This window comes from Nocardia sp. XZ_19_385 (genome assembly GCF_015355755.1).
Taxonomy (GTDB): domain Bacteria; phylum Actinomycetota; class Actinomycetes; order Mycobacteriales; family Mycobacteriaceae; genus Nocardia.
This window is the reverse complement of record NZ_JACVEE010000002.1, coordinates 940,432-967,410: the sequence shown is the minus strand read 5'-3', so window position 1 is coordinate 967,410 and position 26,979 is coordinate 940,432. Positions and strand designations below refer to the sequence as shown.

The 26,979-nt window shown below is 66.7% G+C and carries 28 protein-coding genes; 13 read left to right on the top strand and 15 right to left on the bottom strand.

Annotated elements, in window-relative coordinates; translation table 11 throughout:
• Positions 1-18: 18 nt before the first annotated feature.
• Positions 19-324, bottom strand: a complete 306-nt coding sequence (locus tag IBX22_RS17165) for a hypothetical protein (RefSeq protein ID WP_194817885.1) — start codon at positions 322-324, stop codon at positions 19-21.
• On the opposite strand from IBX22_RS17165, the gene IBX22_RS17160 reads away from it, so the two are divergent.
• Positions 247-1,185 carry a DNA-3-methyladenine glycosylase gene (locus IBX22_RS17160; protein WP_194816556.1) on the top strand — a complete coding sequence of 313 codons (939 nt, stop codon included), beginning with the start codon at positions 247-249 and terminating at the stop codon, positions 1,183-1,185. The two genes, IBX22_RS17165 and IBX22_RS17160, sit on opposite strands and share 78 nt — an antisense overlap.
• Before the next feature lie 69 nt (positions 1,186-1,254).
• Here IBX22_RS17160 and IBX22_RS17155 read toward each other — a convergent pair whose 3' ends face one another.
• A complete protein-coding gene (locus IBX22_RS17155; protein WP_194816555.1) occupies positions 1,255-1,461 on the bottom strand; it encodes a hypothetical protein in 207 nt (68 codons plus the stop codon).
• A 477-nt stretch (positions 1,462-1,938) separates the two neighbouring features.
• Here IBX22_RS17155 and IBX22_RS17150 point away from each other — a divergent pair, with 477 nt between their 5' ends.
• The 3 genes from IBX22_RS17150 (at position 1,939) to IBX22_RS17140 (ending at position 3,360) form a co-directional block, all read left to right on the top strand.
• On the top strand, positions 1,939-2,883 hold the full coding sequence (locus tag IBX22_RS17150; RefSeq protein ID WP_309234648.1) for a helix-turn-helix transcriptional regulator: 945 nt from the start codon (positions 1,939-1,941) through the stop codon (positions 2,881-2,883).
• A complete protein-coding gene (locus tag IBX22_RS17145; protein ID WP_194816554.1) occupies positions 2,880-3,089 on the top strand; it encodes a DUF397 domain-containing protein in 210 nt (69 codons plus the stop codon). Before IBX22_RS17150 ends, IBX22_RS17145 begins: the two co-directional genes overlap by 4 nt.
• A gap of 73 nt (positions 3,090-3,162) precedes the next feature.
• Positions 3,163-3,360, top strand: a complete 198-nt coding sequence (locus tag IBX22_RS17140) for a hypothetical protein (protein ID WP_194816553.1) — start codon at positions 3,163-3,165, stop codon at positions 3,358-3,360.
• Between the two features lie 48 nt (positions 3,361-3,408).
• Here IBX22_RS17140 and IBX22_RS17135 read toward each other — a convergent pair whose 3' ends face one another.
• From IBX22_RS17135 to IBX22_RS17125, 3 genes are read right to left on the bottom strand one after another with little or no spacing between them, the layout of a single operon-like run.
• Entirely contained in the window at positions 3,409-4,155 is a 747-nt protein-coding gene (locus tag IBX22_RS17135) for a succinate dehydrogenase/fumarate reductase iron-sulfur subunit (RefSeq protein WP_194816552.1), read from the bottom strand.
• Between the two features lie 2 nt (positions 4,156-4,157).
• Positions 4,158-6,089: a fumarate reductase/succinate dehydrogenase flavoprotein subunit gene (locus IBX22_RS17130; RefSeq protein WP_194816551.1), complete on the bottom strand. Its 1,932-nt coding sequence runs from the start codon at positions 6,087-6,089 to the stop codon at positions 4,158-4,160.
• Positions 6,090-6,126: 37 nt separating this feature from the next.
• Entirely contained in the window at positions 6,127-6,957 is an 831-nt protein-coding gene (locus IBX22_RS17125; protein ID WP_194816550.1) for a hypothetical protein, read from the bottom strand.
• A gap of 290 nt (positions 6,958-7,247) precedes the next feature.
• Here IBX22_RS17125 and IBX22_RS17120 point away from each other — a divergent pair, with 290 nt between their 5' ends.
• Positions 7,248-8,408: an acetyl-CoA acetyltransferase gene (locus IBX22_RS17120; protein ID WP_194816549.1), complete on the top strand. Its 1,161-nt coding sequence runs from the start codon at positions 7,248-7,250 to the stop codon at positions 8,406-8,408.
• A 48-nt stretch (positions 8,409-8,456) separates the two neighbouring features.
• Here the strand turns inward: IBX22_RS17120 and IBX22_RS17115 are convergent, their stop codons facing one another.
• The 4 genes from IBX22_RS17115 to IBX22_RS17100 form a co-directional block, all read right to left on the bottom strand.
• Positions 8,457-8,744, bottom strand: a complete 288-nt coding sequence (locus IBX22_RS17115) for a hypothetical protein (protein ID WP_194816548.1) — start codon at positions 8,742-8,744, stop codon at positions 8,457-8,459.
• A 232-nt stretch (positions 8,745-8,976) separates the two neighbouring features.
• Positions 8,977-9,948, bottom strand: a complete 972-nt coding sequence (locus tag IBX22_RS17110; RefSeq protein WP_194816547.1) for an alpha/beta fold hydrolase — start codon at positions 9,946-9,948, stop codon at positions 8,977-8,979.
• A 355-nt stretch (positions 9,949-10,303) separates the two neighbouring features.
• Positions 10,304-12,250: an acyl-CoA dehydrogenase family protein gene (locus tag IBX22_RS17105; protein ID WP_194816546.1), complete on the bottom strand. Its 1,947-nt coding sequence runs from the start codon at positions 12,248-12,250 to the stop codon at positions 10,304-10,306.
• A 110-nt stretch (positions 12,251-12,360) separates the two neighbouring features.
• Positions 12,361-13,542 carry an ATP-binding protein gene (locus IBX22_RS17100; RefSeq protein ID WP_194816545.1) on the bottom strand — a complete coding sequence of 394 codons (1,182 nt, stop codon included), beginning with the start codon at positions 13,540-13,542 and terminating at the stop codon, positions 12,361-12,363.
• A 163-nt stretch (positions 13,543-13,705) separates the two neighbouring features.
• Here IBX22_RS17100 and IBX22_RS17095 point away from each other — a divergent pair, with 163 nt between their 5' ends.
• From IBX22_RS17095 to IBX22_RS17080, 4 genes are all read left to right on the top strand, one after another.
• Positions 13,706-13,963, top strand: a complete 258-nt coding sequence (locus IBX22_RS17095; protein WP_194816544.1) for a hypothetical protein — start codon at positions 13,706-13,708, stop codon at positions 13,961-13,963.
• Positions 13,964-14,222: 259 nt separating this feature from the next.
• Entirely contained in the window at positions 14,223-14,858 is a 636-nt protein-coding gene (locus IBX22_RS17090) for a C40 family peptidase (RefSeq protein ID WP_375540246.1), read from the top strand.
• 9 nt (positions 14,859-14,867) lie between these two features.
• Entirely contained in the window at positions 14,868-15,260 is a 393-nt protein-coding gene (locus tag IBX22_RS17085) for an RNA-binding S4 domain-containing protein (RefSeq protein WP_309234646.1), read from the top strand.
• A 37-nt stretch (positions 15,261-15,297) separates the two neighbouring features.
• Positions 15,298-16,263 carry an MBL fold metallo-hydrolase gene (locus tag IBX22_RS17080; RefSeq protein WP_309234645.1) on the top strand — a complete coding sequence of 322 codons (966 nt, stop codon included), beginning with the start codon at positions 15,298-15,300 and terminating at the stop codon, positions 16,261-16,263.
• Here IBX22_RS17080 and IBX22_RS17075 read toward each other — a convergent pair.
• A complete protein-coding gene (locus IBX22_RS17075; RefSeq protein ID WP_194816542.1) occupies positions 16,260-17,189 on the bottom strand; it encodes an NAD(P)-dependent oxidoreductase in 930 nt (309 codons plus the stop codon). The genes IBX22_RS17080 and IBX22_RS17075 overlap by 4 nt on opposite strands.
• Before the next feature lie 65 nt (positions 17,190-17,254).
• On the opposite strand from IBX22_RS17075, the gene IBX22_RS17070 reads away from it, so the two are divergent.
• The gene (locus IBX22_RS17070) at positions 17,255-17,887 is read left to right on the top strand and encodes a hypothetical protein (RefSeq protein ID WP_194816541.1); all 633 of its coding nucleotides are present in this window, start codon (positions 17,255-17,257) and stop codon (positions 17,885-17,887) included.
• A 12-nt stretch (positions 17,888-17,899) separates the two neighbouring features.
• On the opposite strand, the gene IBX22_RS17065 is transcribed toward IBX22_RS17070, so the two are convergent.
• From IBX22_RS17065 to IBX22_RS17055, 3 genes are all read right to left on the bottom strand, one after another.
• On the bottom strand, positions 17,900-18,991 hold the full coding sequence (locus IBX22_RS17065) for an RNA ligase (ATP) (protein WP_194816540.1): 1,092 nt from the start codon (positions 18,989-18,991) through the stop codon (positions 17,900-17,902).
• Between the two features lie 132 nt (positions 18,992-19,123).
• Complete coding sequence (locus IBX22_RS17060) at positions 19,124-19,546, bottom strand: DUF4189 domain-containing protein (protein WP_194816539.1); 423 nt, start codon at positions 19,544-19,546, stop codon at positions 19,124-19,126.
• A 148-nt stretch (positions 19,547-19,694) separates the two neighbouring features.
• Complete coding sequence (locus tag IBX22_RS17055) at positions 19,695-20,666, bottom strand: nitronate monooxygenase family protein (RefSeq protein WP_194816538.1); 972 nt, start codon at positions 20,664-20,666, stop codon at positions 19,695-19,697.
• Between the two features lie 214 nt (positions 20,667-20,880).
• On the opposite strand from IBX22_RS17055, the gene fadD5 reads away from it, so the two are divergent.
• Positions 20,881-22,452: a fatty-acid--CoA ligase FadD5 gene (fadD5, locus tag IBX22_RS17050; RefSeq protein ID WP_194816537.1), complete on the top strand. Its 1,572-nt coding sequence runs from the start codon at positions 20,881-20,883 to the stop codon at positions 22,450-22,452.
• A gap of 38 nt (positions 22,453-22,490) precedes the next feature.
• Positions 22,491-23,096, top strand: coding sequence for a cysteine hydrolase (locus tag IBX22_RS17045; protein WP_194816536.1), 606 nt, complete (start codon positions 22,491-22,493; stop codon positions 23,094-23,096).
• Positions 23,097-23,098: 2 nt separating this feature from the next.
• Here the strand turns inward: IBX22_RS17045 and IBX22_RS17040 are convergent, their stop codons facing one another.
• Positions 23,099-23,683, bottom strand: coding sequence for a TetR/AcrR family transcriptional regulator (locus tag IBX22_RS17040; RefSeq protein ID WP_194816535.1), 585 nt, complete (start codon positions 23,681-23,683; stop codon positions 23,099-23,101).
• 104 nt (positions 23,684-23,787) lie between these two features.
• Here IBX22_RS17040 and IBX22_RS17035 point away from each other — a divergent pair, with 104 nt between their 5' ends.
• On the top strand, positions 23,788-24,486 hold the full coding sequence (locus tag IBX22_RS17035; RefSeq protein WP_194816534.1) for a methyltransferase domain-containing protein: 699 nt from the start codon (positions 23,788-23,790) through the stop codon (positions 24,484-24,486).
• Here the strand turns inward: IBX22_RS17035 and IBX22_RS17030 are convergent.
• Complete coding sequence (locus IBX22_RS17030; RefSeq protein WP_194816533.1) at positions 24,483-26,858, bottom strand: lysylphosphatidylglycerol synthase transmembrane domain-containing protein; 2,376 nt, start codon at positions 26,856-26,858, stop codon at positions 24,483-24,485. The two genes, IBX22_RS17035 and IBX22_RS17030, sit on opposite strands and share 4 nt — an antisense overlap.
• Positions 26,859-26,979 lie beyond the last annotated feature (121 nt).

The following is a 26,979-nucleotide window of genomic DNA, read 5'->3' as shown; positions in this document are numbered from 1 at the left end:
GGCGAGCTCACGCGACCTTCAGCTGCCGAAGGGCAGGGTGCCGGGCGGGATGGAGTAGCCCGAGCTGCCGGGGGAAATGGCGCCCCAGAAATTGAGCAGCGCGTTGAGCAGGTTGGTGACCATGAAATATTTCCTCCGAGCGTGACGACTGGCAAAAGCTTTGCGGAACAAGATCGTTATCGCCACCGGCAATTCTCCTGTTAGCCCGGTGCGGATATCGCGGCGCGCGACGGGCAGAATGGTGCGGTGCGTGAACAGGCGGCTGTTGCCGAATCCGGCCTGGTCCGGACGGTGACCTCGGACCGCCCGGTCGATCTCGCCCACACTATTGCCCCCTTGCGCCGGGGCATGGGTGATCCTTGCCACATCGATGCCGCGGACGGCACGCACTGGCATGCCTCGCGGATGCCGTCCGGCCCGGTGACCTATCGCCTCGCCCAATCCGATCGGCATTCGGTGCGGGCCCGCGCCTGGGGTCCGGGCGCCGCCGAATTCTTGGACCGGCTCGAGCACATGCTCTGCCTCGACGAGGACGTCTCCGCTTTCACCCCGGACCACCCGAAGCTGGTCGAGGCGCACCGCCGCTTCCCCGGCCTGCGCATGCTGCGCACCGGCTTGGTCTTCGAGGCGCTCGTGCCCGCCGTCCTGGAACAGAAGGTGCATACCCAATCCGCGTTCGCCTCGTGGCGCAGCCTGGTCCGGAGATTCGGTACGCCGGCACCCGGCCCCGCCCCGGCCGGCCTCACCCTGCCCCCGGATGCCGACACCTGGCGGCGGATCCCCTCGTGGACCTACCACCGCGCTAATGTCGGCCCGCAACGCTCCCAGACCATCGTCCGCGCCGCCCGGCTCGCGGAATCATTGGAGCGCACCGCGATTCAGGACCCTGCCGAAGCCGCGCGCCTGCTGCGCACCATCCCGGGCATCGGTATCTGGACCGCCGCCGAAATCGGCCAGCGCGCCTTCGGTGACGCGGACGCCCTCTCGGTGGGCGATTTCCACCTCGCCGCGATCGTGGGCTGGACCCTGCTCGGCCGCCCGATCGAGGACGACGAGATGGTCGACTACTTGGAACCCCTTCGCCCGCACCGGTATCGGGCGGTCCGCCTGCTGGAGATCAGCGGCTTCGCGCACAAACCCAAATTCGGCCCGCGCACTCCACTCACCGATCACTCCTGGCACTAGCCGGGACGACGGGACGCGCTGCCGCGACCTTCCCCAGTCGCGGCCGCGCGCCACCCTCGGCGGGGCCGCTTACGTTCGCAGCGCCCGCTCGTCCAGCACACACTTGCCCGCTTCGACCAGTGTCGCCCGCGCGCGGCGGCGCACCCGGCACCGGTCCACGGTGCAGTCGAGGTGCAATTGCATTGCCGCATGCGCCTGTTCGGTCGTCATCGGGCCGGGATCGGTCCCGCAGGCGAGCAGTGCGGCAACATGCATGTTCAGGTTGGTCAATTGCATGGCGCGACCTCCATCCTTTCCCGGGAGCCGGGTACCGGCATTCCACCAGTTACCTCTACCGCTTCGATCGTCCACGGCCCAGCGTGCCGACGCGCGTGTCGTGGGGGAACCATCCAGCGCTCACGGCGGGACTGGTCCGGGCATCGATCATCAACGGCCATGACTCCTCGTTCCTGCGTGCGATTCCTGTGATGTGCCCGGAGCTTTCGCAGCGGGGAGGGGCCGGGCCTGGAAGGCTCCGGGCACACTCTCAGCACACCACCGGATGCGGCGTCGAGCAACGGACTTGCCGGATGCCGGAAGATTTCGCGCGAATTCCCAGCACGAAGTCCATCGGGGAGAGGAAGATTCTCCATATTGGATGAGAAGTGCTGTTGCCCCCAAAGAGCCTATTGCCCAAGTGAAGTGCCGGGCGCCGAGCCGAGCGGCGGACCAGGTACTTCACCGGGTGAGCCGGAGCACTGAACGGAGCGTGCCGTGTCTGCGAGTATGGCAAGAGTTTCCGCGACCGACAGCGATACCGACCGCGGGTCCGCGAGCGCGGAGGGCGGGTCGTCGACGCTGCCCCGGCGCCAGCTCGGCCGCTATCTGCGCGATTGGCGCACGCAGGCCGGGCTGACCATCGCGGAGGCGTCCCGGTTGATGGAGTGGGGCGCAAGCACGTTGCAGCGCATGGAAAAAGGTCAGGCCGACCGGATCCGGACCATCGACATCCAGGAGCTGTGCCGCATCTACGGTATCCCCGGCGATCTGGCCGAAGCCCTCAAGGGCCTGGCCCAGCAGGCGGCGGTGAAGAGCTGGTGGCATGCCTACGGTGATCTGATTCCCGAGAATTTCGATGTCTATGTGGGTTTGGAGGCGTCCGCGCACCGGCTCACCTCCTACCGATCCGAGCTCGTCCTGGGCCAGCTGCAGACCGCCGACTATGCCCGGGCGCTGAACCGGCTCGGCTATCCGGAGGCCTCCGAGGACGAACTCGAGCGGCGGGTGCAGCTGCGCCAGCAGCGTCAAGCCCTGACCTCCCGGAAAACCGCGCCCGCGGCGGTCGACGTGGTCCTGCACGAATCGGTGCTGCGCCGCGTCGTCGGTGACGTGAAAGTGATGGCGGCGCAATTGCGGCACCTCGCCGATATCAGCACCAAACCGAATGTGACGCTGCGTATTCTGCCGTTCGCGGCCGGAATTCCCCTCGGCGACGCGACGGGGCCGTTCACCGTCCTGCACTTCGGGACCGACAGCAAGGGACATCCGGTGGAACCGCCGGTGGTCTATGTGGAGGGTTTCACCGGCGATCTGTATCTGGAGCGCCCGGCCGATGTCGAGCGGTACCTGCGGGCGCACGAAAGTCTGCAGCGCGCGTCGCTGGACGTGCAACCGAGCCGAAACCTGTTGCGGCAGGTAGCGAAGGAGTTCGTGACATGAAGGGGAACGTCGATTTAGCCGGCGCCAACTGGCGGGCGACCGGTGGACCGACCGGCAACGGCGTCGAGGTCGCGCTCCTGGCCGATGGATACGTGGCGCTGCGCAACGGAAATGACCCGGACAGTGGGGTTTTGATATTCACACCTGCGGAATGGACCGCATTCACCGCAGGTGTGCAGGACGGCGAGTTCGATCGGCCGCAGTGATTTGATCACGGAACGCACCGTGTGCTATCACCGGTTTGTTTACCTCGCCTAACAGCGGGGTAGCTATATTCATGTGGACCGTGGGTTGAAGAACACCCATCCCCGGTATCGGAAATTACGTCCGGGCGATTGGGTGGAATGGCTGATCGTGGCGCTGCTATTCGGCGTCTCGGCGATCGGCGTGTACATCTTGTCCGGCTCACTGCTGTCGGCGCTGTTCGTCGGTGTGCTGGTGTGGGTCGTTGCCCTCGGTGTCATCGCTACATTGTGAATTGGGTGCGCGAACCGGCCGGGTGATCCACCCGGCCGGTTTCCCGTTCTAGCGCCGGAAAAGCTTGTTACCCAGCCACACCAGCGGATCGTACTTCCGGTCCACCACGCGCTCCTTCATCGGAATCAGCGCGTTATCGGTGATCTTGATATGTTCCGGGCACACCTCGGAGCAGCACTTGGTGATATTGCACAGCCCGAGCCCGTGCTCCTCCTGCGCCAAATCGCGGCGGTCCGCCACATCCAGTGGATGCATTTCCAGCTCCGCGATCCGCATGAGGAAACGCGGGCCGGCGAAGGACTCCTTGTTCTCCTCGTGATCACGCACCACGTGACAGGTGTCCTGGCACAGGAAGCATTCGATGCACTTGCGGAACTCCTGCGAGCGTTCCACGTCCACCTGCTGCATCCGGTAGTCGCCCGGTTTGAGATCTGCCGGTGGCGTGAAAGACGGGATTTCCCTTGCCTTTACGTAATTGAAAGACACATCGGTGACCAGATCGCGGATCACGGGGAAGGTGCGCATCGGTGTCACGGTGATCAATTCGTCCGCGCCGAAGGTCGACATGCGCGTCATGCAGAGCAGCCGCGGCTTGCCGTTCACCTCCGCCGAACACGAACCACACTTGCCCGCTTTGCAATTCCAGCGGACGGCCAGATCGGGCGCCTGCGTGGCCTGCAGGCGATGGATGATGTCGAGCACCACCTCGCCCTCGTTCACCTCTACGGTGAAATCCTCCAGCGCGCCGCCCGTATCGTCGCCGCGCCATACGCGGAACTTCGCGTCGTATCCCATGGCTAGGCCTCACCTTCCGTGGCAGTAGCCGGTTGGCCCGGGAGTTCGTCCGGGCGGTAGTACTTTTCGAGTTCGGCCACATCGAACAGTTCGAGCAGATCGCCCCGCATCGGCGTCTGATCCGCCGGCGTCACCCGGACGGCCGGCACCGGGGCGTTTGCGTCGTTCGGATCGATGGAGCAGACCAGCAGCTTGTTGCGCCAGGCCGGATCCATCGACGGGAAGTCGTCGCGGGTGTGACCGCCGCGACTCTCGGTGCGCAACAGCGCTGCCTGCGCGACACATTCGCTGACCAGCAGCATGTTTCGCAGATCGAGCGCGAGATGCCAGCCGGGGTTGAACGGCCGCGTTCCTTCGACGACCACGCTGTCGAAGCGCTCCCGCAGCGCCGCGAGGCGGTCGATGGCCTGCTGCAGTTCGTGTTCCTTGCGGATGATGCCGACCAGGTCGTTCATCGCTTCTTGCAGATCGGAGTGCAGGGTGTAGGGGTTTTCCCCGCCACCCTCCTCCGGCAGCTCGAACGGCGCCACAGCGGCTTCCGACGCGGCCGCGACGTCCTCGTCGGTGACCGTGGGCCGCGCGGCCAACTGCTCCACGTAGCTCGCGGCGCCGAGCCCGGCGCGTCTGCCGAAGACCAGCAGATCCGACAGCGAGTTGCCGCCCAGCCGGTTCGAGCCGTGCATGCCGCCGGAACATTCACCGGCCGCGAAAAGCCCTGGGACAGTGGCGGCTCCGGTGTCCGGATCCACCTCGATGCCGCCCATCACGTAGTGACAGGTCGGGCCGACCTCCATCGGCTCCTTCGTAATGTCCACATCCGCCAGCTCTTTGAACTGATGATGCATGGACGGGAGCCGGCGCCGGATCTCCTCGGCGGGCAGCCGCGAGGCGATATCGAGGAAGACACCGCCGTTCTTGGTGCCGCGCCCCGCCTTCACCTCGGAGTTGATGGCGCGCGCGACCTCGTCGCGGGGGAGTAGATCGGGGGTTCGGCGCGCGGAATCGTTGTCGCGCAACCACTGATCGGCTTCTTCCTCGGTTTCGGCGTACTGCCCTTTGAAGACCGGCGGAATGTAGTCGAACATGAACCGCTTGCCCTCGGAGTTCTTCAGCACCCCTCCGTCACCGCGCACACCCTCGGTGACCAGGATGCCCTTTACGCTGGGCGGCCAGACCATGCCGGTGGGATGGAACTGCAGGAACTCCATGTTGATCAGCGTCGCCCCGGCGCGCAGCGCGAGCGCGTGCCCGTCGCCGGTGTATTCCCAGGAGTTCGAGGTGGTCTTGTAGGACTTGCCGATGCCGCCGGTCGCCAAAACCACTGCGGGCGTTTCGAAAAGGATCAATCCGCCGGTCTCACGCCAGTAGCCGAAGGCGCCGGAGATCTTGTCGCCGTCCTTGAGCAGCTCGGTGATGGCGCACTCGGAGAAGACCTTGATCCGCGCCTCGTAGTCACCGGTCGCCGCGAAATCCTCCTGCTGCAGCGACACGATCTTCTGCTGCATGGTGCGGATGATCTCGAGGCCGGTGCGGTCGCCGACGTGCGCCAGCCGCGGGTAGGTGTGGCCGCCGAAGTTGCGCTGGCTGATCCGGCCGTCTTTGGTCCGATCGAACAGCGCCCCATAGGTTTCCAGTTCCCAGACCCGGTCCGGCGCCTCCTGTGCGTGCAGTTCGGCCATGCGCCAGTTGTTGAGGAACTTGCCGCCGCGCATGGTGTCTTTGAAATGGGTCTGCCAGTTGTCCTTCTCGTTGGCATTGCCCATCGAGGCCGCGCAGCCACCCTCGGCCATCACGGTGTGTGCCTTGCCGAACAACGACTTGCACACCACCGCGACGGAGTGGCCTTGTTCCCTGGCTTCGATCACCGCGCGCAGACCGGCGCCGCCGGCACCGATCACGACGACGTCGTATTTGTGCCGCTCGAGTTCTGGCATGGGTGCGAATACTCCTGGGGTCGAGGCTGATTCAGCTCTAGTTGATGAACCGCAGATCCGAGATGGTGCCGCTGGCCACCAACATGACGTAGAAATCGGTGAACACGAGGGTGCCGAGGGTGACCCAGGCCAGCTGCATGTGCCGGGTGTTGAGCTTGGAGATCTGGGTCCAGAGCCAGTACCGCACCGGATTCGCGGAGAAGTGCTTGAGCCGTCCGCCCGCGATATGCCGGCAGGAGTGGCACGACAGCGTGTAGGCCCAGAGCAGGATCACGTTGCCCAGCAGCACGATATTGCCGAGCCCGAAGCCGAAGCCGCCGCCCTTGCCGTGGAACGCGGAGATCGCGTCGTAGGTGTTGATCAGCGAAACCAGCACTGCCACATAGAAGAAGTAGCGATGCACGTTCTGGATGATCAGCGGCAGCTTGGTCTCGCCGGTGTACTTGGCATGCGGCTCGGCGACGGCGCAGGCGGGCGGGGAGAACCACACCGCGCGGTAGTAGGCCTTGCGGTAGTAGTAGCAGGTCAACCGGAAGCCCAGCAGGAACGGCAGTACCAGGAAGCCCAGCGGCAGGATGGCCGGGATCTCCCCGAACCAGGCGCCGAAGTGCCGCGCGCCCTCGACGCAGCTGGTGCTTACGCAGGGGGAGTAGAACGGCGTCAGGTAGTGGTAGTCCTCCACCCAATAGGCCGTTCGCACATAGGATCTCACCGTCGCGTAGATGATGAACGCGCTCAGGCCCAGCACCGTGATCAGCGGTGGAACCCACCACTTGTCGGTGCGCAGCGTGCGCTCGGTTATCCGGGCCCGGGTCTTGGCGAAGACGCCGGTGCCGGTTTCGGGAGTGGATGTCGGTGCGGCACTCACAGCTGGATGCCTCGCTGATCTGCTCTACGGATGGTCATTCGATACCTCCGCGATCGAATGTGATGCTGAGCACCATACGACACGTCAGCTATCGCGTGAGCGGGGTCCTGGCAAAGCTGACCCATATGATCTGCGCCACAACTGATCTTGTGTTGGTATGACACCAACCGAAAAGTAGCACTCGTCGAACTCCGTTCGAACAGAACAGGATTCATGTCACAGCACCCGAAACCAAACCGTACGGCCTTGAACTTCACACGGTCGCAACATGGCTGTGCTGTGCTGACCCGATGAGAAGAGCCGCGATTGTGGCGCCGGTCCGCACCCCGAGTGGAGTCCACGGCGGCGCGCTGTCCGCACTGACACCGGACGGACTGGCCGCCGCGATCCTGGACCGGGTCGTCGAACGATCCGGCGTCGACCCCCGGTGCATCGAAGACGTCGCGATGGCCGGCGGGGGAGTACCCGCCGGACTGGCATTGCCCGGCTTCGGCACCGACCGCCGCTGCGGCAGCGGACTGCAAGCGGTGATCACCGCGGCGATGATGGTGCAGACCGGCGCCGCCGACGTGGTGGCCGCCGCCGGCGTGGAGTCCACGCCGCGCCCGGCCGCGCCGGATCAGCGGGCGCTGGTCAATGCCGAAGTCGTGGCGCAGCGCTACGGCATCGGCCGCATCGAGGCCGACGAGTTCACCGCGGCCAGCCACCGCAAGGCCGCTCGGGCCTGGCGGCAAGGCATTTTCGCGGCCGAGATGGTCGCGGTCGGTCCGGCGGCCGATCGCACCGGCGGCATCGATCCGCTGACCGATTCCGCGATGCACCGGATCCTCCGGGACGAAGGCGTCATCGAGGAGATCTCGGCGCAGACCCTCGGCATGCTGGACCCGGTGCTGCCGGACGGCGTGGTGACCATGGCCAATATGAGCTCGCACCGGCACGGCGCCGCCGGCTGCCTGGTGGTGGCCGAGGACCGGCTGGAGGAACTGGGCCTGCGGCCGATCGCCTACCTGGCGGGCTGGGCGGTAGCTGGAACCGATTCCGCCGCAGCGAATCTCGGCGCCGCACCCGCGGTCACCAAACTGCTGGCCCGCACCGGCCTCACCCTCGACGACATGGACCTGGTCGAGATCAACGAAGCCTTCGCGGTCGAAGTGCTCGCGCTGGCCCGGGAATGGGACCTGGATCCGCAGACCCGCCTGAACGTCAACGGTTCCGCCCTCGCGCTCGGCCACCCCGTCGGCGCGACCGGCCTGCGCATCATGACGACGATGCTGCACGAACTAGCGCGCAACGACGGCCGCTACGCCCTGGAAGCCATCGCCCTCGGCCCAGACCACGGAATCGCCGCGATCTTCGAATCCGCCCGCGAAGCCCCGGTCGTCGAGGCCCCACGCGGCGCCCGCTTCCACGGCTCCCGCCCATCAAGACGTTTCGGCCGCCACCGAGCCTGATACGCCGAACGTCCCGGCTGCTTGCGCGCCGGGACGTTCGAGGAACTGTTATTTGGTGCGAGGACGGGAGTGGAAGCCCAGGCCCTCGTCTTGTGCGCCCATCCACGCCGCCTCGTCGGACTTGCTGTCCGGGACGTAGATGGTTTCACCCGGGCGGCGGGTGATCTCGGGCGGCGGGGCCTGCTCGAAGTCCTCGGCGTCGATGACGAGCCGTTCGAGATCGTTCTCCAGCCGGCGCACGGTGTTGGCGTCGCCGTAGTGCGAGCGCAGTGCGCTGATGGATTGCCGGAGCTGGCCCACCGCATAGCGGAGTTCCGCGATTTCGCTGGCTGTCATCGTTTCCTCCTGTGTTCGCTGGCAGGTCATCGATCGCGATGAGGCTCGACAACCCTGTGACCCACCACACATCGTGATCTACAACACAGTACGTGACGATTGCCGATCTGGCTCGTCGGAACCAGAACTCTGGTGGATAGCCCGAGTGTTGCCCAGACTCTTCAGGGAGTTGTCATAGCTTCCGCCAAGCGATGGACCCCGGCCTCCGCCGGGATGACGGGGGCAGGTGGGCTCAGCTGGCCGCCGCGAACTCCGGCTCCGGTCCGTGCTCGCCGATCGTCGCGCACACCCGGTTGACCAGCGCGACGATCTGCAGCGCCACCTCTTCGGCGCGCTCCAGGATGACGCTGTGCCCGGCGCCCTCCACCCGTACCAGCTCCGAGCTGCTCAGCTGCGAGGCCAGCACCACCGAGTGCACGAACGGCACCACGATGTCGTGCGAACCGGCCAGCACCAGCGCGGGGATGTTCCCCAGATGGTGCAGTGACGCGGTCTCGTCGAAGGCGATCAGCGAGCCGAGGAAGCTGGACATGGTGAGCAGCGGCGTGTCGTTCAGCATGGCGGTGGCGACCGCGACCATGCGCGGGTTCACCTTCTTGGTGCCGAATTGCGCCTCCCGGATGATCGGCTCGAAGATCCGGCGGGAGAACCGCTTCGAGGCCTGCATCACCCGGGGCGCGCGCACCACCGCGGTCTGTAGCGAGTTCACCGCGTACCGGTGCAGGAAACGGCCCAGGCCCACCTCGGTGATGCCGTTGGCGGCGCCGGCGATCAGGCCGACGCCGACCACGCGGGTGCCGATCGCCTCGGGAAACAGGCGGGCATAGGCGAGGCACACCATCGCGCCCATCGAGTGCCCGACCAGGACGACCGGGCCGGCCGAGGCGACCGCCCGCAGCACCGCGTCGAGATCCTGGCTGAGGTGATCGATGGTGTAGGTCGAGGGCGGAGCTACCCCGGATTCGCCGTGCCCGCGATGGTCGTAGAAGACCATCCGGGTGTCCGAAGTCCACCGGCTCAGCAGTTGATCGCGCAGGTAGGACCAGGAGTCGGTGCGCAGGCAGTGTCCGTGCACGAAAACCACGGTGAGTGGGGCGGTGTCGGCGCCGAAGGTTCGCACCGCGATCGGGACACCGTCGTCGGCCGATACCGTGACACGATGGCCGTCGTAATCGGCGGCCACCCGGGCGATGGGGGTGGACATGACTTCTCCTGTGGTGCGTCGACCCAGTCGGAGCTTCTTGCCCGGTTGTCGATATACATTGCCGCCCCGTTAGCTCTTCATACCTGCCGTTATGTACGCGTTGTGTAACTGACGCGGTAGATCGACATCGGAGAATCTAGGAAGCCGTAGGTCAGGCCCTAGATATGGCTAGATCTTCATGATCGATCGGAAACATCTGTCTATCAAGCGATCTCGGAAATGCCGTAGAGAGTCCTAGATATTGTTATCGAAGATGACAAGGGCCCTCGCGGCGAATGGCGAGAGCCCTTGTATCGAGAGTCTTCAGTTATCTAGCAAATATCCAATACGTTCGAATACTTGCCGATCGACCGGCTCAAGTGGTCGTCGTGCGGGTGGAAGGCAGGAACGGATTGAGCAGGTTGGGTTCGGTGGACGCGCCCATCTGCCACTCCGAGATCCACGGTCCGGTGCCTTCGCTCGGATCGAAGACGCCGCCCTCCAGCCAGGTGTAGCGGCCGTCGAGCACGCCACGGGTGACGGCGCGATCCTCGTCGTCGGTGTTGTCCCAGAGCGCGCCGAACAGCTTGCGCACCCGGACCCGGGACTGCTGGCAGAAGGCGTCGGCGAGCTCCGCGGCGGCCTTGCCCTCCGGTGCGTCGCGCAGCGCGTGCGCCCGCACCACCGCGGCCGACATGGCGAACAGTTCGGCGCCGATATCGACGATGCGGCCCAGGAAGTTCTGCCGGTACTCCAGATTCGCTTGCCACCGGCCCATGGCGTACATCAGCGAACGCGCCTGCTTGCGCGAGTTGCGTTCGATGAAGCGCAGATGCTTTGCCAGCGCGCCGAATTCGGCGTAGGTGGCGGGCACCGTGCCGGTGCCGACCGCGAGCTGCGGGAACCACTTGGCGTAGAAGCCGGTAGCGCCCACGGCGGCTTTCGCCTTGTCCTTGAACTCGGCATTGCGGTCCACCAGCGCGCCGGCGGCGGACATGTGCGCGTCGGCCATCTCGCGGGCGATGAGCAGCTTCATGATCTCGCTGGAGCCTTCGAAGATGCGATTGATCCGCAGATCGCGCACCAATTGCTCGGCGGCGACGGCTCTTTCACCGCGTGCGGCCAGCGACGCGGCCGTCTCGTAACCGCGTCCGCCGCGGATCTGGACGAGCTCATCGGCGATGGCACAACTCATTTCGCTGGCCCACAGCTTGGCCAGCGCGGCTTCGATGCGGATGTCGTTGCGGGCCTCGTCGCACATGGTGGCCGAAAGGTCCAGGGCCGCTTCGAGGGCGTAGGTGGTGGCGGCGATGAAGGCGATCTTCTCGCCGACCGCCGCGTGCTCGCCGACCGGCCGGCCCCACTGCACGCGCGCACCGCTCCACTCGCGGGCGATCTTCAGCGACCACTTCGCCGAGGCCGTGCACAGCGCGGGAATCGCCAGGCGGCCCGCGTTCAGGGTGGTGAGCGCGATCTTCAGGCCGTCGCCCTCGCGTCCGATGAGGTTGCGCTTGGGCACCCGGACGTCGTGCATCCGGGTGACGCCGTTCTCGATGCCGCGTAGCCCCATGAACGCGTTGCGCCGCTCCACGGTGATGCCGGGGGAGTCCGCCTCCACCACGAACGCGGAGATGCCGCCGCGATGGCCTTCGCTCTTGGGCACCCGCGCCATCACCACGAGCAGTTCCGCGACAACGCCATTGGTGGTCCACAGCTTGACGCCGTTGAGCACGTAGGCCTCGCCGTCCTCGGTCGGCGTCGCGGTGCTGGCCATGCGGGCCGGGTCGGAGCCGACATCGGGTTCGGTGAGCAGGAACGCGCTCACCGCGCCGGCGGCGCAGCGGGGGAGGAACTCGGCCTTCTGCTCATCGGTGCCGGCCAGCTTGAGCGGTTCGGGTACGCCGATGGACTGGTGCGCCGAGAGCAGCACGCCCAGGCTGGCATGGGCCGAACCGACCAGCATCAGCGCACGGTTGTAGCCGACCTGGGAAAGTCCCTGTCCGCCATAGGATTCCGGGATCTTCAGGCCGAAGCAGCCGAGTTCGGCCAGGCCTTTGACCACCTCGTCCGGGATGCGGGCCGATGCTTCGATCGCGGCGCCGTCGATGCTTTCGCAGAACGGGCGCAGCCGGGCCAGGTAGGCCGCGGTGCGCGCGGCGTCTTCGGCGTCGGGCTGGGGATAGGGGTGGATGAGGTCGAGCCGGAATCGTCCGAGAAACATCTCCTTCGCGAACGAGGGTTTGGCCCAGCTGGTTTCGCGAGATTCCTCGACGAGCGCGCGGGACTGTTCTTCGGTGGCGTCGACTTTGGCGGTGGTCGCCATGATGTCCTCCTTCGGAGGTGATCAGCGTCACATCCGAGTGTAGGAACTATGGTTACCCGCCGGTAGGCATATGGCCGAAAGATCTTGAAGGGTGCGATATCCGGTGCGGATCAGACGCTGCGCAGATAACGCCCGAAGTGCGGAACGGTGAAGCCGATGGTGCCGCGCTCGGCCGAGTAGATCAGGCCCTTCTTGATCAAACCGTCGCGCGCGGGGGACAGGGAGGCGGGTTTGCGGCCCAGCTCCTGCGCCACCGCCGAGGTCGCCACCGGGCCGTCGTCGCCCGCCAGATCGGCCATGGCGCGCATGTACTCGCGCTCGGCCGGTGTCGCGCGCTCGTAGCGTGAGCCGAAGAAGCCCACGGCCAGCTCCTCCTCCGCGGTCGGCGCGGCCACCTCGACGTCCTCGGCGGAGATCGGGCTCTCCGGCGCCTGATCCCAGGCCGCCTTGCCGTAGGCCTGCACGAAGTACGGATAGCCATCGGCTCTCTGGTACAACGCGTCCAGGGCTTCGTCGGTGAATTTCACCTCCTCGCGCTGGGCCGGCGCGATCAGGGCCTGATCCGCGGATTCCCGGTCCAGGCGGTCGATTCGGTGATAGCTGAACAGGCGCTCGGAGTAGCTCTTCGACGCCGAGAGCACCGCGGGCAGGTGCGGGAGCCCGGCGCCGACCACGATCAAAGGCGCGGCGTCCTGGCTCAATTCGTGGCAGGCGCCGCAGATGGCGGAGATGTCGGCGGGGCCCAGATCCTGCATCTCGTCGATGAAGATCGCGATACCGACGCCGATATCGCTGGCCAGGGCCGCCGCTTCCTTGAGCAGCTCCACCAGGTCGATCTCGATATCGCCGGAATCGGCGCGGCCGGAGATTGCCGGGACGTCGATACCGGGCTGCCAGCGGTCCCGCATGCCCTTGTCGGCGGTGGAACGTAGCGCGAAAGCCTTGAGGATGCCGAGGAAGTCGTCGACGCGCTCCGGATTGCGGTGCGCCATCGCGACCGCGCGAGTCGCCATGTGCAGCGCGGAGGAGAGCGGGCGGCGCAGTTCCTGATCGGGGCGGGCCTCGATTTTGCCGGTGCCCCAACTGCGATTGATGGCGGCGGAGCGAAGCTGGTTGAGCAGCACCGTTTTTCCGACGCCGCGCAATCCGGTGAGCATGACGCTGCGTTCCGGGCGACCGCGCGCGATGCGTTCCAGCACGATGTCGAAAGCGGTGAGTTGCTTATCGCGCCCGGCCAGTTCGGGTGGGCGCTGGCCGGCTCCGGGAGCATACGGATTCCGCACGGGGTCCATACTCTGACACCGTAGCGCTTGAAGTCCGTTTTCTCTCAGGCAATCTACGAACTCTCCTAGACGCGACAATTTTGTCCTTGCCATTGCCACGGAAGTCTTGCCCACCCGTCGCCCGACCACCGCCCCCCATTGAATCGCTGCGCGATGCTACTAACCTGGGGCGGTGTCCGAGGAAACCGTTCCCCATACGACTGCCGAGGTAGTCGAGTCCTGGCATGTGCCCGCAGGGGCCACCCAGGCGGAGCTGATCCGATCCAACATCCTGGTCGCGATCGAGCAGGGATACGACGATCCGCAATTGGTGGCGGATCTAGCGGTCGGACCGTTGGTGATGGCATTGGGCAAGCTCGAAGTCGGCTTGGCCGAAGCCCGCCGCCGGATCGCCGAACTCGAACGCGCGCTGGCCGAGCGGAACAGGTAACGGCGTGAGTTGCCCGGCGATATCGAGTTGTAACCCCCATAACGCTGCCGCTGGCAGCGTCCCGTCCTGGGGTTTTGCTGTCGCACAAGAACATGCGCAGGTGTGCGCTGGACAACATTGGGTATGCACCGTAATCTTCTCGTGACTTAGTGGAGTCTGTCGCTCGTAAGAGAAGCGGCGCCACGAAGTCACCACCGATCGGTCGTCGGGGCCTCGTGTCCCCGGTTGGTGGTGGAGTATGAAACGGAGACTCAGCTCGGTGGGTAGACACAGCTTGCAGCGGGAATCTCGGGTTCCGAAGTCCGTAAAGGGCGCCATCGTCATGGGCGCAATTGCTACGACCGGCGCGATGCCCGCCATTCAGGCGCAGGCCGCGACGATCAACGTCCCCGGTATCGGCGACTTCGATGTCCCGGTGCCGCAAGAGTTCGAGGCGCAGGCCCAGGATCTCGGCAAGCAGCTGGGTCAGGCGCTGTCCTCGGTTCCGCCGTCCTCTCTCGGCACCCTGCCCGATCCGGGCATGGCCCTCCCGTGGGATGCCCCGTCCTCCTCCCCGGCCGACATCGCGCTGGACGCCGCCAAGACCAAGGTCGGCGCCGCGTACTCCTGGGGTGCCTCGGGCCCGTACAACTTCGACTGCTCGGGTCTGGTCCAGTGGGCCTACAAGCAGGCCGGAATCGAACTGCCGCGCACCAGCTTCGAGCAGTCGCACGTCGGCGCGCCGGTGGCCTTCAAGAACCTACAGCCCGGCGACATCGTCATCACCAACGGCGGCGGCCACGTCGGCATCTACGCCGGCGACGGCAAGCTGCTCAACGCGGTCCAGTCCGGCACCCCGGTGTCCTACACCCAGCTGCGGCCCGACCAGGTCGTCACGGCACGCCGCGTCGTTTAATTTGTAGGGGTGCCCCCTACCGAACGGATTGCTCCCGTCCAGGCCCGCGTCGACGCGTGGACCTGGGCGGTGCGTCTTTTCAAGACCCGTTCAGCCGCCGCCGAGGCGTGCCGGGGCGGTCACGTCCGCGTCAACGGCGCCACGGCGAAGCCCGCCCAAACCGTGAAACTCGGTGATGAGATCCGGATCCGCGGCGGCGGTCTCGAACGCATCGTGATCGTGGAGCGCATTGTCACCAAGCGCGTCGGTCCTCCGGTCGCCGCGCAGTGCCTGATCGATCGCAGCCCGCCCCCGCCGCCGAAGGAAGTGCTCGCGAGTCTGCCGGTGCGCGACCGCGGCTCGGGCCGGCCCACCAAACGTGAGCGCCGCGAAACAGATCGGCTGCTGGGCCGGGCCGAATAGTTCTCCGGATTCACCTAGATCACCTACGGTGACAAGCGTGCCAGATTCCGATGGTTCCAGAGCCGGGCGGACACCAACCCTGTCGACCGTGCTGCGCTGCTGTGCGGCGCTGGCGGCGACACCGGGGCGACTGTTGCGGCCGCGGCAACCCGACACTGCGTTGCTGGCCGGCCTGACCTCGGCCGATGCGCCGCCTGCGACCAATACCGTCCGGCTCACCGTGCTCAACCAGGCGACCATGTCGGCACCGGAAACGATTGTTGCCGAAGGAGTGCGGAGCCTGCGGGAACTGCCGCTGACCATGGCCGCGTTCCTGATCGAGCACCCTCGAGCCCGGTTTCTGGTCGATCCGGCGCTGTGTTCGGGTGTGCACGACCGGGTGATCCCGGAAATGCCGTTCCCGATTCAGCTGCTGGTGGCGCCGGACAAGCCGGTGCTGGGTCTGGCCGACGCGCTCGCCGCGCGCGATATCGCGGGCGGTGACATCGATTTCGTGATCCCGACCCATCTGCACTGGGACCACGTTTCCGGCTTGCTCGACTTGCCGGCCTCGGTGCCGATGAAACTTCCTGCGGTGGAGCACGATTGGGCACTGGGTGGGCCGCACGCGCCGATCGGGGTAGCGCGTGGCCCGCTGCGCGAACGCACCTTCGACCTGTTCGAGCTGGACGGCCCGCCGGTGCTCACCTTCGCGCGCAGCAAAGATCTGTTCGGCGACGGATCCGTTGTGCTGGTGGATCTTTCCGGCCATACGCCCGGCAGCATCGGAGTCCTGCTCGCTGTGGACGATGGGACCCGGGTGCTGCTGGCCGGTGACTCCGTCTGGAGCAAACTGCAGATCGAACTGCTGCGAGAGAAGGCCCCGATGCCGGGTCTGCTCTTCGACAACAACCGGGACGCGGCGTTCGCCACCATCCACCGGCTGCACGCGCTACCGCCCGGCATCGAGGTGATCGCGGGCCACGACCTGGCCGCCGTCACCGCGCGCGCCGCCAAGAATTAACTGCGCGCCGCGACCCCGAGGCCCGCGGGCACCGAGCGATGGATCGGCGTCCAATCCAGCTCGCGCCGGGCCTTTTCGGCCGACACCCGCATCGAGGTGTCGGACATGAGGCAGGCCAGGTAGGGCACCGTCAGCCGGATCAGCCAGGTGGGCATGGCCAGTGCGCGCGGTGTGTGGTGCGCGGCGGCGACCGCGTCCACGAACTGCCGCCAGGTGATCGGCACGTCGTCGACGATGTTGTAAGCCTGTCCGCCGCGCCCGTTTTCGAGCGCGGCGACGGTCGCCTCGACCGCGTCGGCGATGTGGACCCAGCTGGCGAACCCGCCGCCGCCCATCGGAATGACCGGGGTGCGCTTGCGCATCAGGTCGGCGAACATGTCACTGAATGCCCGCGGGCCGTAGAAGAGGCCGTAGCGCAACGCGATTCCCTCGATCTCGGCCGCGAACACCTGCTCTTCGGTGGCGCGGCAGCCCGCGAGCACCGGGTCGGCGTAGCTGCCGGTTTCTACACCGAAGGGGTCGTCCTCGGTGAGCCGCTTGTCCCCGTGATCGAAGTATCCGTACCCGGTGATCAGGGACTGGGTGATGAACCGGTGTGCGCCGACCACCTCTGCCGCCGCCAATAGGTGCGCGGTTCCCCTGTCCCGCAACGCGTTTGTCGGGTCGTCGGCGGTCAGCTTGCGGCCTACGCCCTTCAGGGCTGTCGCTTCGTGCAGCACGGCATCGGCACGGAGTCCCCGCACCGCCCGCAACAATCCGTCCCGATCCATCACGTCGGCGGTCACCGGCTCGCCGCCCAATTCCCGGATCAGTCCGTGGCTTTCGGGCTTGCGCGCCAGCGCCAGCACCTGGTGACCGCGTCCGGTCAGCGCCGCGATCAGTGGCTGCCCGATCGCTCCGGTCGCACCGGCAAGAAGAACTCGCATCGTCCCATCTCCTGTTCGTCGCTTGTACCCCTTGGACGAGACAGCGCGCGACGATGTGATGCGGAGTGACACAGCACACGACGCCGACACAGCCGCTGACCGTGCTTGCCGGGTTCCGGCGGCCACCCGGGGAAGAATCCGTGCTGACTGCCACCCGCCCGAAGGAGCCGGATTTGGGAGAGTTCGTCGCATACAGCCCGCAGGAACTGCGTCAGCATGCCCTGCGCCAGCGTGACCCGGAGTTCACCACGTGGCTCGCCGCGATGGACGAGGACCTGGAGCGACTGGCCCTCGACGAGGTGCCGGAACTCGGTGCGCGACCCTGGGGGCCGGACCGGCTGCCGATTTTGGAACAGGCGCTGCTGCGCCACTTCCCGACCGGTGGATTGGCGCCGACGGTGGCGCAATACAGCCTGTTCGAGCGGTTCGCCCGCGGTGTCGGGCACATCTTCGCCAGCAACCTGGACGGTAACTGGGTGTATGCGACACCGATCGTCGCGCCCGGCGCACCGGCCCATCCGGTGGTCGAAGTTCCGCCGTTGCCGGTCTGGATAGATCCCGGCGCGTTCCTGGGTGAGGCGCTGACCCGGCGCAGCGGCACGATTTTCGAATCCGCCTACGAGGTGGCGGCCACCGAGCACCGGCACTGGATTGCCGCGGGCAGCCCCGACCCGGAGCAGTGGGCGCGGACCCACTGACCCCGGGGTTCGTCACTCGTATTCGGTGCCGCCGTCACGGAGCAGGTACGCGTTGGACACGATCTTCCCGATGGCGCGGCCGGCCAGGATCGGTGCGTACCGCTCGACGGCGGGCCGGACCACCAGGCCCTCCCGGATGTTCGCACCGGTACCGGTGACGGCTTCCTTGCCCTCGGCGAGTTCGAGCAGGACCTCGGCGTCGTACGGGCCCTCGTACAGCACCGGTACGCGGGGCACCGAGATGCCGAGATCGCCTAGTGCGGCATCGATTTCGGCATGGCTGAGCCACCGCACCGGTTCCGGTTCCGGATCGATCGCGATGTCGAACAGCGCATAGCCGAGGGTCTCGTCGTGCGCGGCGGCAGCGCCGTAGTGCAGGTCCTGCACGCCCTGGCCGTACACCTCGCCGAAGAACGCGACCCGCGCGAGACCCATTGCGGCACTGAGCTTCCGAGCCGCTTCGAGCAAGCCGTGCCGGTGCACCGCGCGCCAGTACAGGTTGCCCTCGGCAGCCACCAGCGCCAGCGACTGGCCACCGACGCCCTTGGAGGACACCTGAACTCGGTCGCCTGCGCGGAGGTAGGTCATGAGGCAGGCGCTGCCGTGGATCTTCTCGGTGGCGACCACCGCTTCGCCCGGTTCGAAGATCCCCGGGTACCGCTTGATGTTTTCCACATCGATCCACCGGATCAGCTCCGGGGCGGACTCCACCTGCCCGGACATGGCGACCGGAATCGGCGGCACCCACTTGATGACCCCGAGCAACTCGGCGAAGTCCGTCCGCTCGGCCTCGGCCCGGGCCAGATCGACGCCGTCCAGTGCCGCGGGCCGGCACACGATGCCCTGCGACACCTCACCGCGCAGCCGCACCGTCTTCACCCGATTGCGTTGTGCGCCCGCCAGTTTCCCGGTCAGCCCGAGCTCCTCGATCAGCGCCTCGGGCAGGATCGCCTGCTCCGGGATGTACAGCGCGTAATCGCCGGTCGCGAACTCCCCTTTGGCGACCACGGCGCGATACAACCCGACCTGGGCCAGCTCGAGCCGGTCGGCATTGGCATGCGGGTGGACAACCAGCTTTTCGACAGTGACGGACAAAGTAGACATGGACATCCCCTCCAGAAGATCGCGCCAGCCTACGTCCGCACCGTTCCCGCGGTCGAAGGATTTTCCGCCGCATCCAGCGCGAAGGGGTGCCCGCGCCGCAGCGCGAACACCCCTGTCCTGCCTATCGGTTCGTCAGTTGGCGCACGCCGAGATCAGGATCTCGGCGGTCTTGGGCGCCGCGCTACCGAAGTTCGGGAACGGCGGATCGAGCGGCCCGAGATTGCGGATCGCGGTCAGTTCGGCGAGCCGAAGGGTGGGGCCGTAGCCCTCGATCCACTCGTTGTCGGAATTCACCGCGATAGCGGCACACTCGTCCTGGAAGCGCACGACGATGACGCAGTCGGCGCTGCCGCACTCCTCCAGCGCCCTGGCATCCGACGCCGCCCAGTCCGGGTAGTTCGCGCCCCATCCGGAGTCGCCGTTCCGCTCGTTCAACGCGAACGAGCCGTACAAACTCCCGTCCGGCCCCGGCTCGGCCTGTGCCGCACCGGCCCCGGCCGTAGCCAGCGCGATCGTGGCGACCGCAACCAGGGCTGCTTTGCGCGACAATGACATTCAGTACTCCCACTGCAGAAGAAATCCCGACCCGGCCGAGATCTTTACCGAGACATCCGATTTGTCCAAATAACGCATACCGATCGGTATGTAAGACCTGGTCGGGGCTCAATGGCAGCTTCGTACTGAAAGATTCATTCGGCAGTCGTCAGGCGACGAAGTCGGCCAGGCGCGCCTTGATGAGGGCTTCCGCCTCGGTGACCATCCGCTCGATGAGCTCGGCACAGGTGGGGATGTCGTGGATGAGACCCTGCGCCAGGCCGGCCGACCAGATACCGGCGTCGAGGTCGCCGTCCTCGAAGACGCGACGGCCGCGCGCACCGGAAACCAGTTCCCGGACATCGTCGAAGGTGCCGCCGGACTTCTCGATCTCGACGACCTTGCGGCTGATCTCGTTGTCCGCGACCCGAGCGGTATTGCGCATGGTGCGGAAGATGAGCTGGGTGTCGAGCTCGCTGTTGGCGACGATTTGTTCCTTGACCTTCTGATCGATCGAGGACTCCTGGGTGCACAGGAAGCGAGTGCCCATATTCACACCGTCGGCGCCGAGCGCGAGCGCCGCGACCAGGCCGCGGGCGTCGGCGATGCCACCGGAGGCGACCATCGGGATGTCCAGCGCGCGGGCCGCGGCGGGGATCAGGATGAGCCCCGGGATGTCGTCCTCGCCGGGGTGGCCGGCGCATTCGAAGCCGTCGATGCTGACGCCGTCGACGCCGATCTTCTGCGCCTTGAGGGCGTGCCGGACGCTGGTGCACTTGTGTAGCACCTTGATCCCCGCTTCGCGGTAGTACGGCAGGAACGGCTCCGGGTTGCTGCCCGCGGTTTCCACGATCTTGATGCCGCTGTCGATGATGGCCTGCACGTATTCGGCGTACGGCGGCGGGTTGATCGACGGCAGGATGGTGACGTTCACGCCGAACGGCTTGTCGGTGAGTTCCCGGGTGCGCGCGATTTCCTTGCGCAGGTCCTCGGGGGTGGGCTGGGTGAGCGCGGTGATGAAACCGAGGCCGCCGGCGTTCGCGACGGCGGCGACGAGTTCGGCGCGGCCGACCCACATCATGCCGCCCTGCACGATCGGGTGCTCCACCCCGAAGGTCTCGGTGAACCTGGTACGCAGCATCGACGCTCTCCTGTATGTCTGTCGGACTTCGGCCTTGATGGTGACACGAGAGTCGCTTGGTATACAAGCAGGAAGTGAGCCGTGATTCGCTATAAAACGATCGACTACCTGGATTTCCCGCACATAGATTCGCTCTTGCCGCTGAATTAAGTTAGTTGTTATTCTCGTCTCAGTCGGCCCCGACGGTGTGGGCCGCCGGCGAGGAGCTCAACTCATGACCAACGGTGCCCAAGCGCTCGACGAGCCGATTCGTTCGCGGCGCAACCACTGGAACAACCAGCTCGCGACGCACGCGCTGATGCGCCCCGCCGCGGTCGCGCTGCGGTTCCGGGGGCAGGACACCACCTGGGCGCAGCTGCACGAGCGGTCGCAGAAGTTCGCCGACGCGCTGGCCCGCCGCGGCGTCGGCTTCGGGGACCGGGTGCTGTTGCTGGCGCTGAACTACCCCGAATACCTGGAGGCCGTGTTCGGCATCAACGCGCTCGGCGCGATCGCGGTGCCGGTGAACTTCCGGCTCACCCCGCCCGAGGTCGCCTACATCGTCGGCGACAGTGGCGCGAAGGCGATCGTCACCGACACGGTGCTGCAGCCGCTGGCCACCGCGGTGCAGGCGCAGGCGCCCACGCTGGCGACCTGCGTCGTCATCAACGGCAAGTCCGGCGAGGGCGTACTGGGCTTCGATGAGCTGCTCGAAGAGGGCGGCGCGGCGCACACCCCGCTCGACATTCCCGAAGACACCCCGAGCCTGATCATGTACACCTCGGGCACCACCGGCAGCCCCAAGGGCGCGGTGCTCTCGCACGCGAACATGAACGCCCAGGCGCTGACCTGTATCCGGGCCATGGAGATCACGCCCGACTCGGTCGGCTTCTGTACCTCGCCGCTGTTTCACATCGCCGGATTGGGCAGTCTCGCACCGTATTTCATGCTCGGCGGCAAGACCATCCTGCATCCGCTGGGCGCCTTCGACGCGACCGAATACCTGGACGCGGTGGAACGCGAAGGGGCCACCACGGCGTTCTGCGTGCCCGCGCAGTGGCAGCTGATCTGCGACGAGCCGACCGTCAAGCAGCGCAAGCTGGCGCTGAAGATGCTGAGCTGGGGCGCGGCGCCCGCCTCGGACACCGTGCTGCAGGCCATGGCCGACTGCTTCCCGGAGGCGCAGAACGTCGCGGTGTTCGGGCAGACCGAGATGTCGCCCATCACCTGCGTTCTGGAGGGCAAGGACGCGATCACGAAGCTAGGCTCGGTCGGCAAGCCCATCCCCACCATCCAGACCCGGATCGTCGACGACGAGATGAACGATGTCGCGCCCGGCGAGATCGGCGAAATCGTCTACCGCGGACCGACTCTCATGCAGGGCTACTGGAACAAGCCGGAAGCGACGGCGGAGGCCTTCGCGGGCGGGTGGTTCCACTCCGGTGACCTGGTGCGTCAGGACGCGGACGGTTTCGTCTACGTCGTCGATCGCAAGAAGGACATGATCATCTCCGGCGGTGAGAACATCTACTGCGCCGAGGTGGAGAACGTGCTGTTCGCGCACCCGAAGATCCGCGAGGCCGCGGTGATCGGGCGCGCGCACGAGAAATGGGGCGAGGTGCCGGTCGCGGTGGTCGCGCTCACCGACCCCGCGGCGGAGCTGACCATCGCGGAACTGGAACCGTTCCTCAACGAGAACCTGGCCCGCTACAAGCACCCGAAAGACCTGGTCGTGATCCCGGAACTGCCCCGCAACGCCAGCGGCAAGGTAGTCAAAGTACAGCTCCGCAAGGATTATTCGGCCTGAACCGTGCGCCGCCGGTGCGGATGCTTCATGATCGGCCCATGGCTACTCCCCGCATCCGCGCCGCCGTGCTCGGACTGCACTGGCAGGTGAATGTGATTCGGCCCGAGGGCTTCTTCGGGCCGATGCTGGCGGCCCCCGTCGCACGCAGCGGGGTGGTGCGCCGGGCCGTCGGCTTCCACGCGGGCGCCCTCGATGCCGGGGTGCCGGTGGTGTTCACTCGCTTCACCATCCCGATCGGGGAGGGCGAGCTGGTCCGCAACACCGGTTTCATGCGCTCGGTCGCGGCCGGGCAGACCGATTTCCGCCCGGGATCGGCTGGGGCGCAGACTATTCCGGAGATGGCCGGGCGGTACACGGTGGCCTTCGAAAACCAGAAGCTGTCCGGTCTGGCCGGTAGCAAGATCGTCGAATGGCTCACCGAACACGAGGTCGACACTCTTTTTCTGACCGGCGTGGCCACCAATCTCACGGTCGAGCAGACGGCGCGCCACGGCACCGATCTCGGGTTCACCGTGCACGTCGTCACCGACTGCGTCACCGCCGCCACCTCGGAGGCGCACGCCGCGTCCCTGGCCAACCTGGAGCTGGTCACCGCGGGCAGTCTCACCTCGGCGGTGGCGCTGGAGTTGTTGCGCCGCCGCTGAGTTCAGCGCAGCTGGGCGCGAAGCCCGGGTTCGACCAGCTGATTCAGGCGCCGGTACGCCTCGCGCGGGGGAGTCGGCGGATCGTCTTGCGCGATCGCCCCGAGCAGCCCGACCACGCCCCAGGACAGGAACGTCACCGTGGCGGCCAGCTCGGCCTTGTCCAGATCGAGGCGATCCGCCAGTCGTTCGCTGAGTATCTCGGCCAGCACCGCCTGGTAGGCGCGCAACAGCTCGCCGCTGCTCTTGCGGCCCAGCCAGGCTCGGTACACATCGGAGTATTCGGCGGTCAGCCAGAAGATGGTGTACATCGGCGCGAGCGGATCGGACTCCGGCGGTGCCCAATCGGCATGCGGCGCACTGCGTTCGGCCGCACTCAGGGCCGTTCGCAGGAACTCGGTGCTGCTCACCACCAGTAGATCGTCTTTGTCGCGGAAGTGCGCGTAGAACGTGGATCGTCCGACATCGGCGCGTTCGAGGATGTCGCGCACCGTGATTCGGTCGTACCCGCGCTCGAGCATCAGCTCGATCAACGCCCGGTGCAGCAGCTGCCTGGTCCGGCGGACGCGGCGATCCGCGCTCTCGTTCATATCGTCTCCCGAAGCCGGACAATACCCGGCAAGGTGTCCGGAAACGAACTGTTTGCCGCGCATTGTTCCTGGTAGATACCGCCTTACCCGCTGACCATAAAGCTATGAACGAATCCACGACGCACTCCGCGAACCCTGCCGACGAGGTCGGCATCCTGCTCACCAATCCGCGCAGCTACCTGATCTTCCGCTCGGTGTTCATGCTCGGCCGCAGCACCTCGCTCAACCGTAAATTGGCGGTCCTGAGCGGTGTACGGCCGGGCAACCGTGTGGCCGACATCGGTTGCGGGCCGGGCGATCTGGTACGTCACCTCGCCCAGCGCACCGGTGCCGAAGGATCGGTGACCGGCGTAGATCCTTCCCCGGAGATGATCGCCTACTCGACCACTCACTCCGCGCACCTGCCCAACTGCACCTTCGAACTCGCTCCGGCCCAGCAACTCCCACTGCCCGATGCCAGTCTCGACGTGCTGACCTGCACCTTCGTCATGCATCACATCCCGGAAGCGCATCGGCCCGCCGCGGTGGCCCAGATGTTTCGGGTGCTGCGGCCCGGCGGCCGAATCCTGCTCGCCGACACCCATCCGCGCGGCCTCGTCCTGCCGGCACTGATCCGCGCGATGGGCCGCTCGGCCGGGCGCAAGACCCACGATCACGCCGCGATCGGCCCGGACGCCGATCCGGTGGCCGCGGTCGACATCCGCCGCTACCGGGACCTGCTGCGGCAGACCGGCTTCCGGGACATCGAGTTCACCGCGGTACGGCCGATCACCGGTGCCCTGCTCGCCGTCAAACCGGACTAGATCAGGTTGCGTGACGTCATCCAGCGCATGGTGAACCAACCGCAGAAGACCGGCAGCCAGCAGGTCAGGACGCGATAGAGCAGGACGCTGGGGACGGCGATGGCCGGAGGCAGGCCGAACGCGGCGAGGCCGCCGATCAGGGCGGCCTCGACCGCGCCGACGCCGCCGGGGGTGGGCGCGGCCGAGGCGAGGGTGCCGCCGATCATGGTGACAATGGTGACGGTGACGAAGTTGGCGCCGCCGCCGAAGGCCTGAACGCTGGCCCACAGCGCGCCGGCCATGCCGAGGGTGATGGCGGCCGAGCCGAGCACGATGATGGCGAACCGCCTCGGGTCGCGGGCCAGATCACCGAGTTCGCCCAGTACCTCCTGCAACTGCGGGCGCACCGAATTGTTGAGCCAGCGGCGCAGTTTGGGGACGAACATGAAGGTCCCGATGACGCCGACGCCGACACCGGCGGCCAGATACAGCACGGTCGCGTCGGGTACGAAATGCGAGAGATTCGTCGAGGTGCCCGCCACCACGCTGAACAACAGCAGCAGCGAGAGGTGGGTGATGATCTGCACGGCCTGCTGCAAGGCCACCGCCGCGGTCGCGCGCACCGCCCCGAGCCCGCTCTTCTGCAGGAACCGCACACTGAGCGCGAGGCCGCCGACGCGCGCCGGCGTGGTGGTGGCGGCGAAGGTGTTGGCGATCTGCATGATCACCAGGTTCGGGAACGACGCCAGCCCGGAAGCGCAGGCCCAGAGTGCCGCCGCCGCACCGATATAGGTCAGCAGCGAGACACCCAGCCCGGCCAGTGCCCACCACCAGTTCGCCGTTTTCAACTGGGTGAAGAAGGTCGGCACCTGGCTGATGAACGGATACGCGACATAGACCAGGCCGATCAGCAGTGCCAGCTGAATGATCTGCTTGCGGCTGAACCGGGTGATCTGATCGGCTTCGATCTTGTCCTTGCCGGTTTGCTCGCGCACCTCGTCCCGGGTCCCGGCGAGTACGGACTTCCACTCGGGGATCGACTTGCGGATCCCGGAGGGCATGGCGGACTTGGTGAGTCGCGGTGAGGCGGTCAGCACCGGCTCCTCGCCGAGCGCGTCGATCGCCGCCCGCACCGCGGTTTCCTTGCCGAAGACCGCGGAGCTGAGCACCAGCAGCTGGGCGATATCCGATTTCTGCTGCACCTCGGAGGCGCCGAACTCGGCATTGCCGAAACCGGCGAAGCGGGTGATGCCGTCGTCAGCGAGCCGGACCTCTTCGGGCCGCAGGTCGCCGTGCGACACCTGGCCACTGTGCAGGCCCTGCAGCGATCTCCACACACTGGGCAGGTCCTCGGCGGTCAGTTCGCTCAGCGGCTTGCCGCGGGGGATGGTGTGCGCGTACAGCATCCAGCCGCGATCGAGCGCAGCGACCGCGATGGTGTCCTGGGCGGCCAGGCCCAGATCGCCGACCGCGACGGCCATCAGCGCGCGATGCTCGACGGCGCGATGCATGGACCCGTGCAGGGCCGCGGTTTCGCCGCGCCGGATGGTCAGCCACCGGAACAGCATTCGGATCGCGCCGTGACTGCGCTGATCCTTGCCGTACAGCTCGACATTCAGGTCACCTTCGTCGCCGACGGTGGCGGCGGCCAGTACCAGGGGACCGGGCCCGGCCGGGCGCACCACCCGGAACGCGGTGACGGTGTGCCCGCGCTTGGCCAGCACCCGCACGGCGGCGTCCAGTGGCACCTCCAACGCCGGCGTGCCGACCAGCCACACCAGGACGGCGCCGACGAGCCAGCCGACCGCCAGCCCGAGCATGGCTCGGGCGGGCACCACGGTCGAGAGCACCAGGTGGATCGGTGCGAACAACAGCAGCAGGAACCACAGCCAGCGCCGCGGTGTCCGCGGCAGCCACGGGCTCGACACCGTGAGCACCGCGGCGATCATGGCGATCCAGCGCGGGTCGTCGAGGAATTGGGACAGGAAGGTGTCCAGGCGATCCGGCACCTGCAGATGCCATTGCGGCGCGGACAATCCGGTGCCGGTAATCGAGAGCAGCAACCCGGCCAGTAGCGCCGCGGCCGCGTATCCGGCCAGCAGCTTCCACTGTCTGCCGATGATCAACTCGACCAGGATCGCGAACGGCAGGATCAGGATCAGCACGCCGTAGACGAGATAGACCAAATTCGACTGATCCGGCGTCAGGAAGCTGACGATATCGGAGACGGAGCTTTCCAGCGCCAGCCATTCCGGGCGGGTGATCACCGACGCGGCGATGATGATGCCCAGCCAGGCGGCGGCCAGCACGACGCGAACTATGTCGGTGGTCCGCCTGGTCAGGGGCTGCAGCAGGCTGCCCGTGACCGGGATGTCCCGCCCGTCGACTCGCATGTCGTATCGGCACTTTCGGATCGAGTTGAGCTGCATCCTGCGCTGAGTGGCGGGCCACCCCGTGGTGAGTATGCAGCAGCCCGCCGGGACGTTCGGCGCCAACACGCCGACGTCCGCGCGG

Coding starts and splice junctions, on each gene's coding strand:
- IBX22_RS17155 (WP_194816555.1), bottom strand. CDS start 1,461: ATGCAATTGACCAACCTGAACATGCATGTTGCCGCACTGCTCGCCTGC.
- IBX22_RS17145 (WP_194816554.1), top strand. CDS start 2,880: ATGAAGGGGAACGTCGATTTAGCCGGCGCCAACTGGCGGGCGACCGGT.
- IBX22_RS17135 (WP_194816552.1), bottom strand. CDS start 4,155: ATGGGATACGACGCGAAGTTCCGCGTATGGCGCGGCGACGATACGGGC.
- IBX22_RS17130 (WP_194816551.1), bottom strand. CDS start 6,089: ATGCCAGAACTCGAGCGGCACAAATACGACGTCGTCGTGATCGGTGCC.
- IBX22_RS17120 (WP_194816549.1), top strand. CDS start 7,248: ATGAGAAGAGCCGCGATTGTGGCGCCGGTCCGCACCCCGAGTGGAGTC.
- IBX22_RS17115 (WP_194816548.1), bottom strand. CDS start 8,744: ATGACAGCCAGCGAAATCGCGGAACTCCGCTATGCGGTGGGCCAGCTC.
- IBX22_RS17110 (WP_194816547.1), bottom strand. CDS start 9,948: ATGTCCACCCCCATCGCCCGGGTGGCCGCCGATTACGACGGCCATCGT.
- IBX22_RS17105 (WP_194816546.1), bottom strand. CDS start 12,250: ATGGCGACCACCGCCAAAGTCGACGCCACCGAAGAACAGTCCCGCGCG.
- IBX22_RS17100 (WP_194816545.1), bottom strand. CDS start 13,542: ATGGACCCCGTGCGGAATCCGTATGCTCCCGGAGCCGGCCAGCGCCCA.
- IBX22_RS17075 (WP_194816542.1), bottom strand. CDS start 17,189: ATGCGAGTTCTTCTTGCCGGTGCGACCGGAGCGATCGGGCAGCCACTG.
- IBX22_RS17065 (WP_194816540.1), bottom strand. CDS start 18,991: ATGTCTACTTTGTCCGTCACTGTCGAAAAGCTGGTTGTCCACCCGCAT.
- IBX22_RS17060 (WP_194816539.1), bottom strand. CDS start 19,546: ATGTCATTGTCGCGCAAAGCAGCCCTGGTTGCGGTCGCCACGATCGCG.
- IBX22_RS17055 (WP_194816538.1), bottom strand. CDS start 20,666: ATGCTGCGTACCAGGTTCACCGAGACCTTCGGGGTGGAGCACCCGATC.
- fadD5 (WP_194816537.1), top strand. CDS start 20,881: ATGACCAACGGTGCCCAAGCGCTCGACGAGCCGATTCGTTCGCGGCGC.
- IBX22_RS17045 (WP_194816536.1), top strand. CDS start 22,491: ATGGCTACTCCCCGCATCCGCGCCGCCGTGCTCGGACTGCACTGGCAG.
- IBX22_RS17040 (WP_194816535.1), bottom strand. CDS start 23,683: ATGAACGAGAGCGCGGATCGCCGCGTCCGCCGGACCAGGCAGCTGCTG.
- IBX22_RS17035 (WP_194816534.1), top strand. CDS start 23,788: ATGAACGAATCCACGACGCACTCCGCGAACCCTGCCGACGAGGTCGGC.
- IBX22_RS17030 (WP_194816533.1), bottom strand. CDS start 26,858: ATGCGAGTCGACGGGCGGGACATCCCGGTCACGGGCAGCCTGCTGCAG.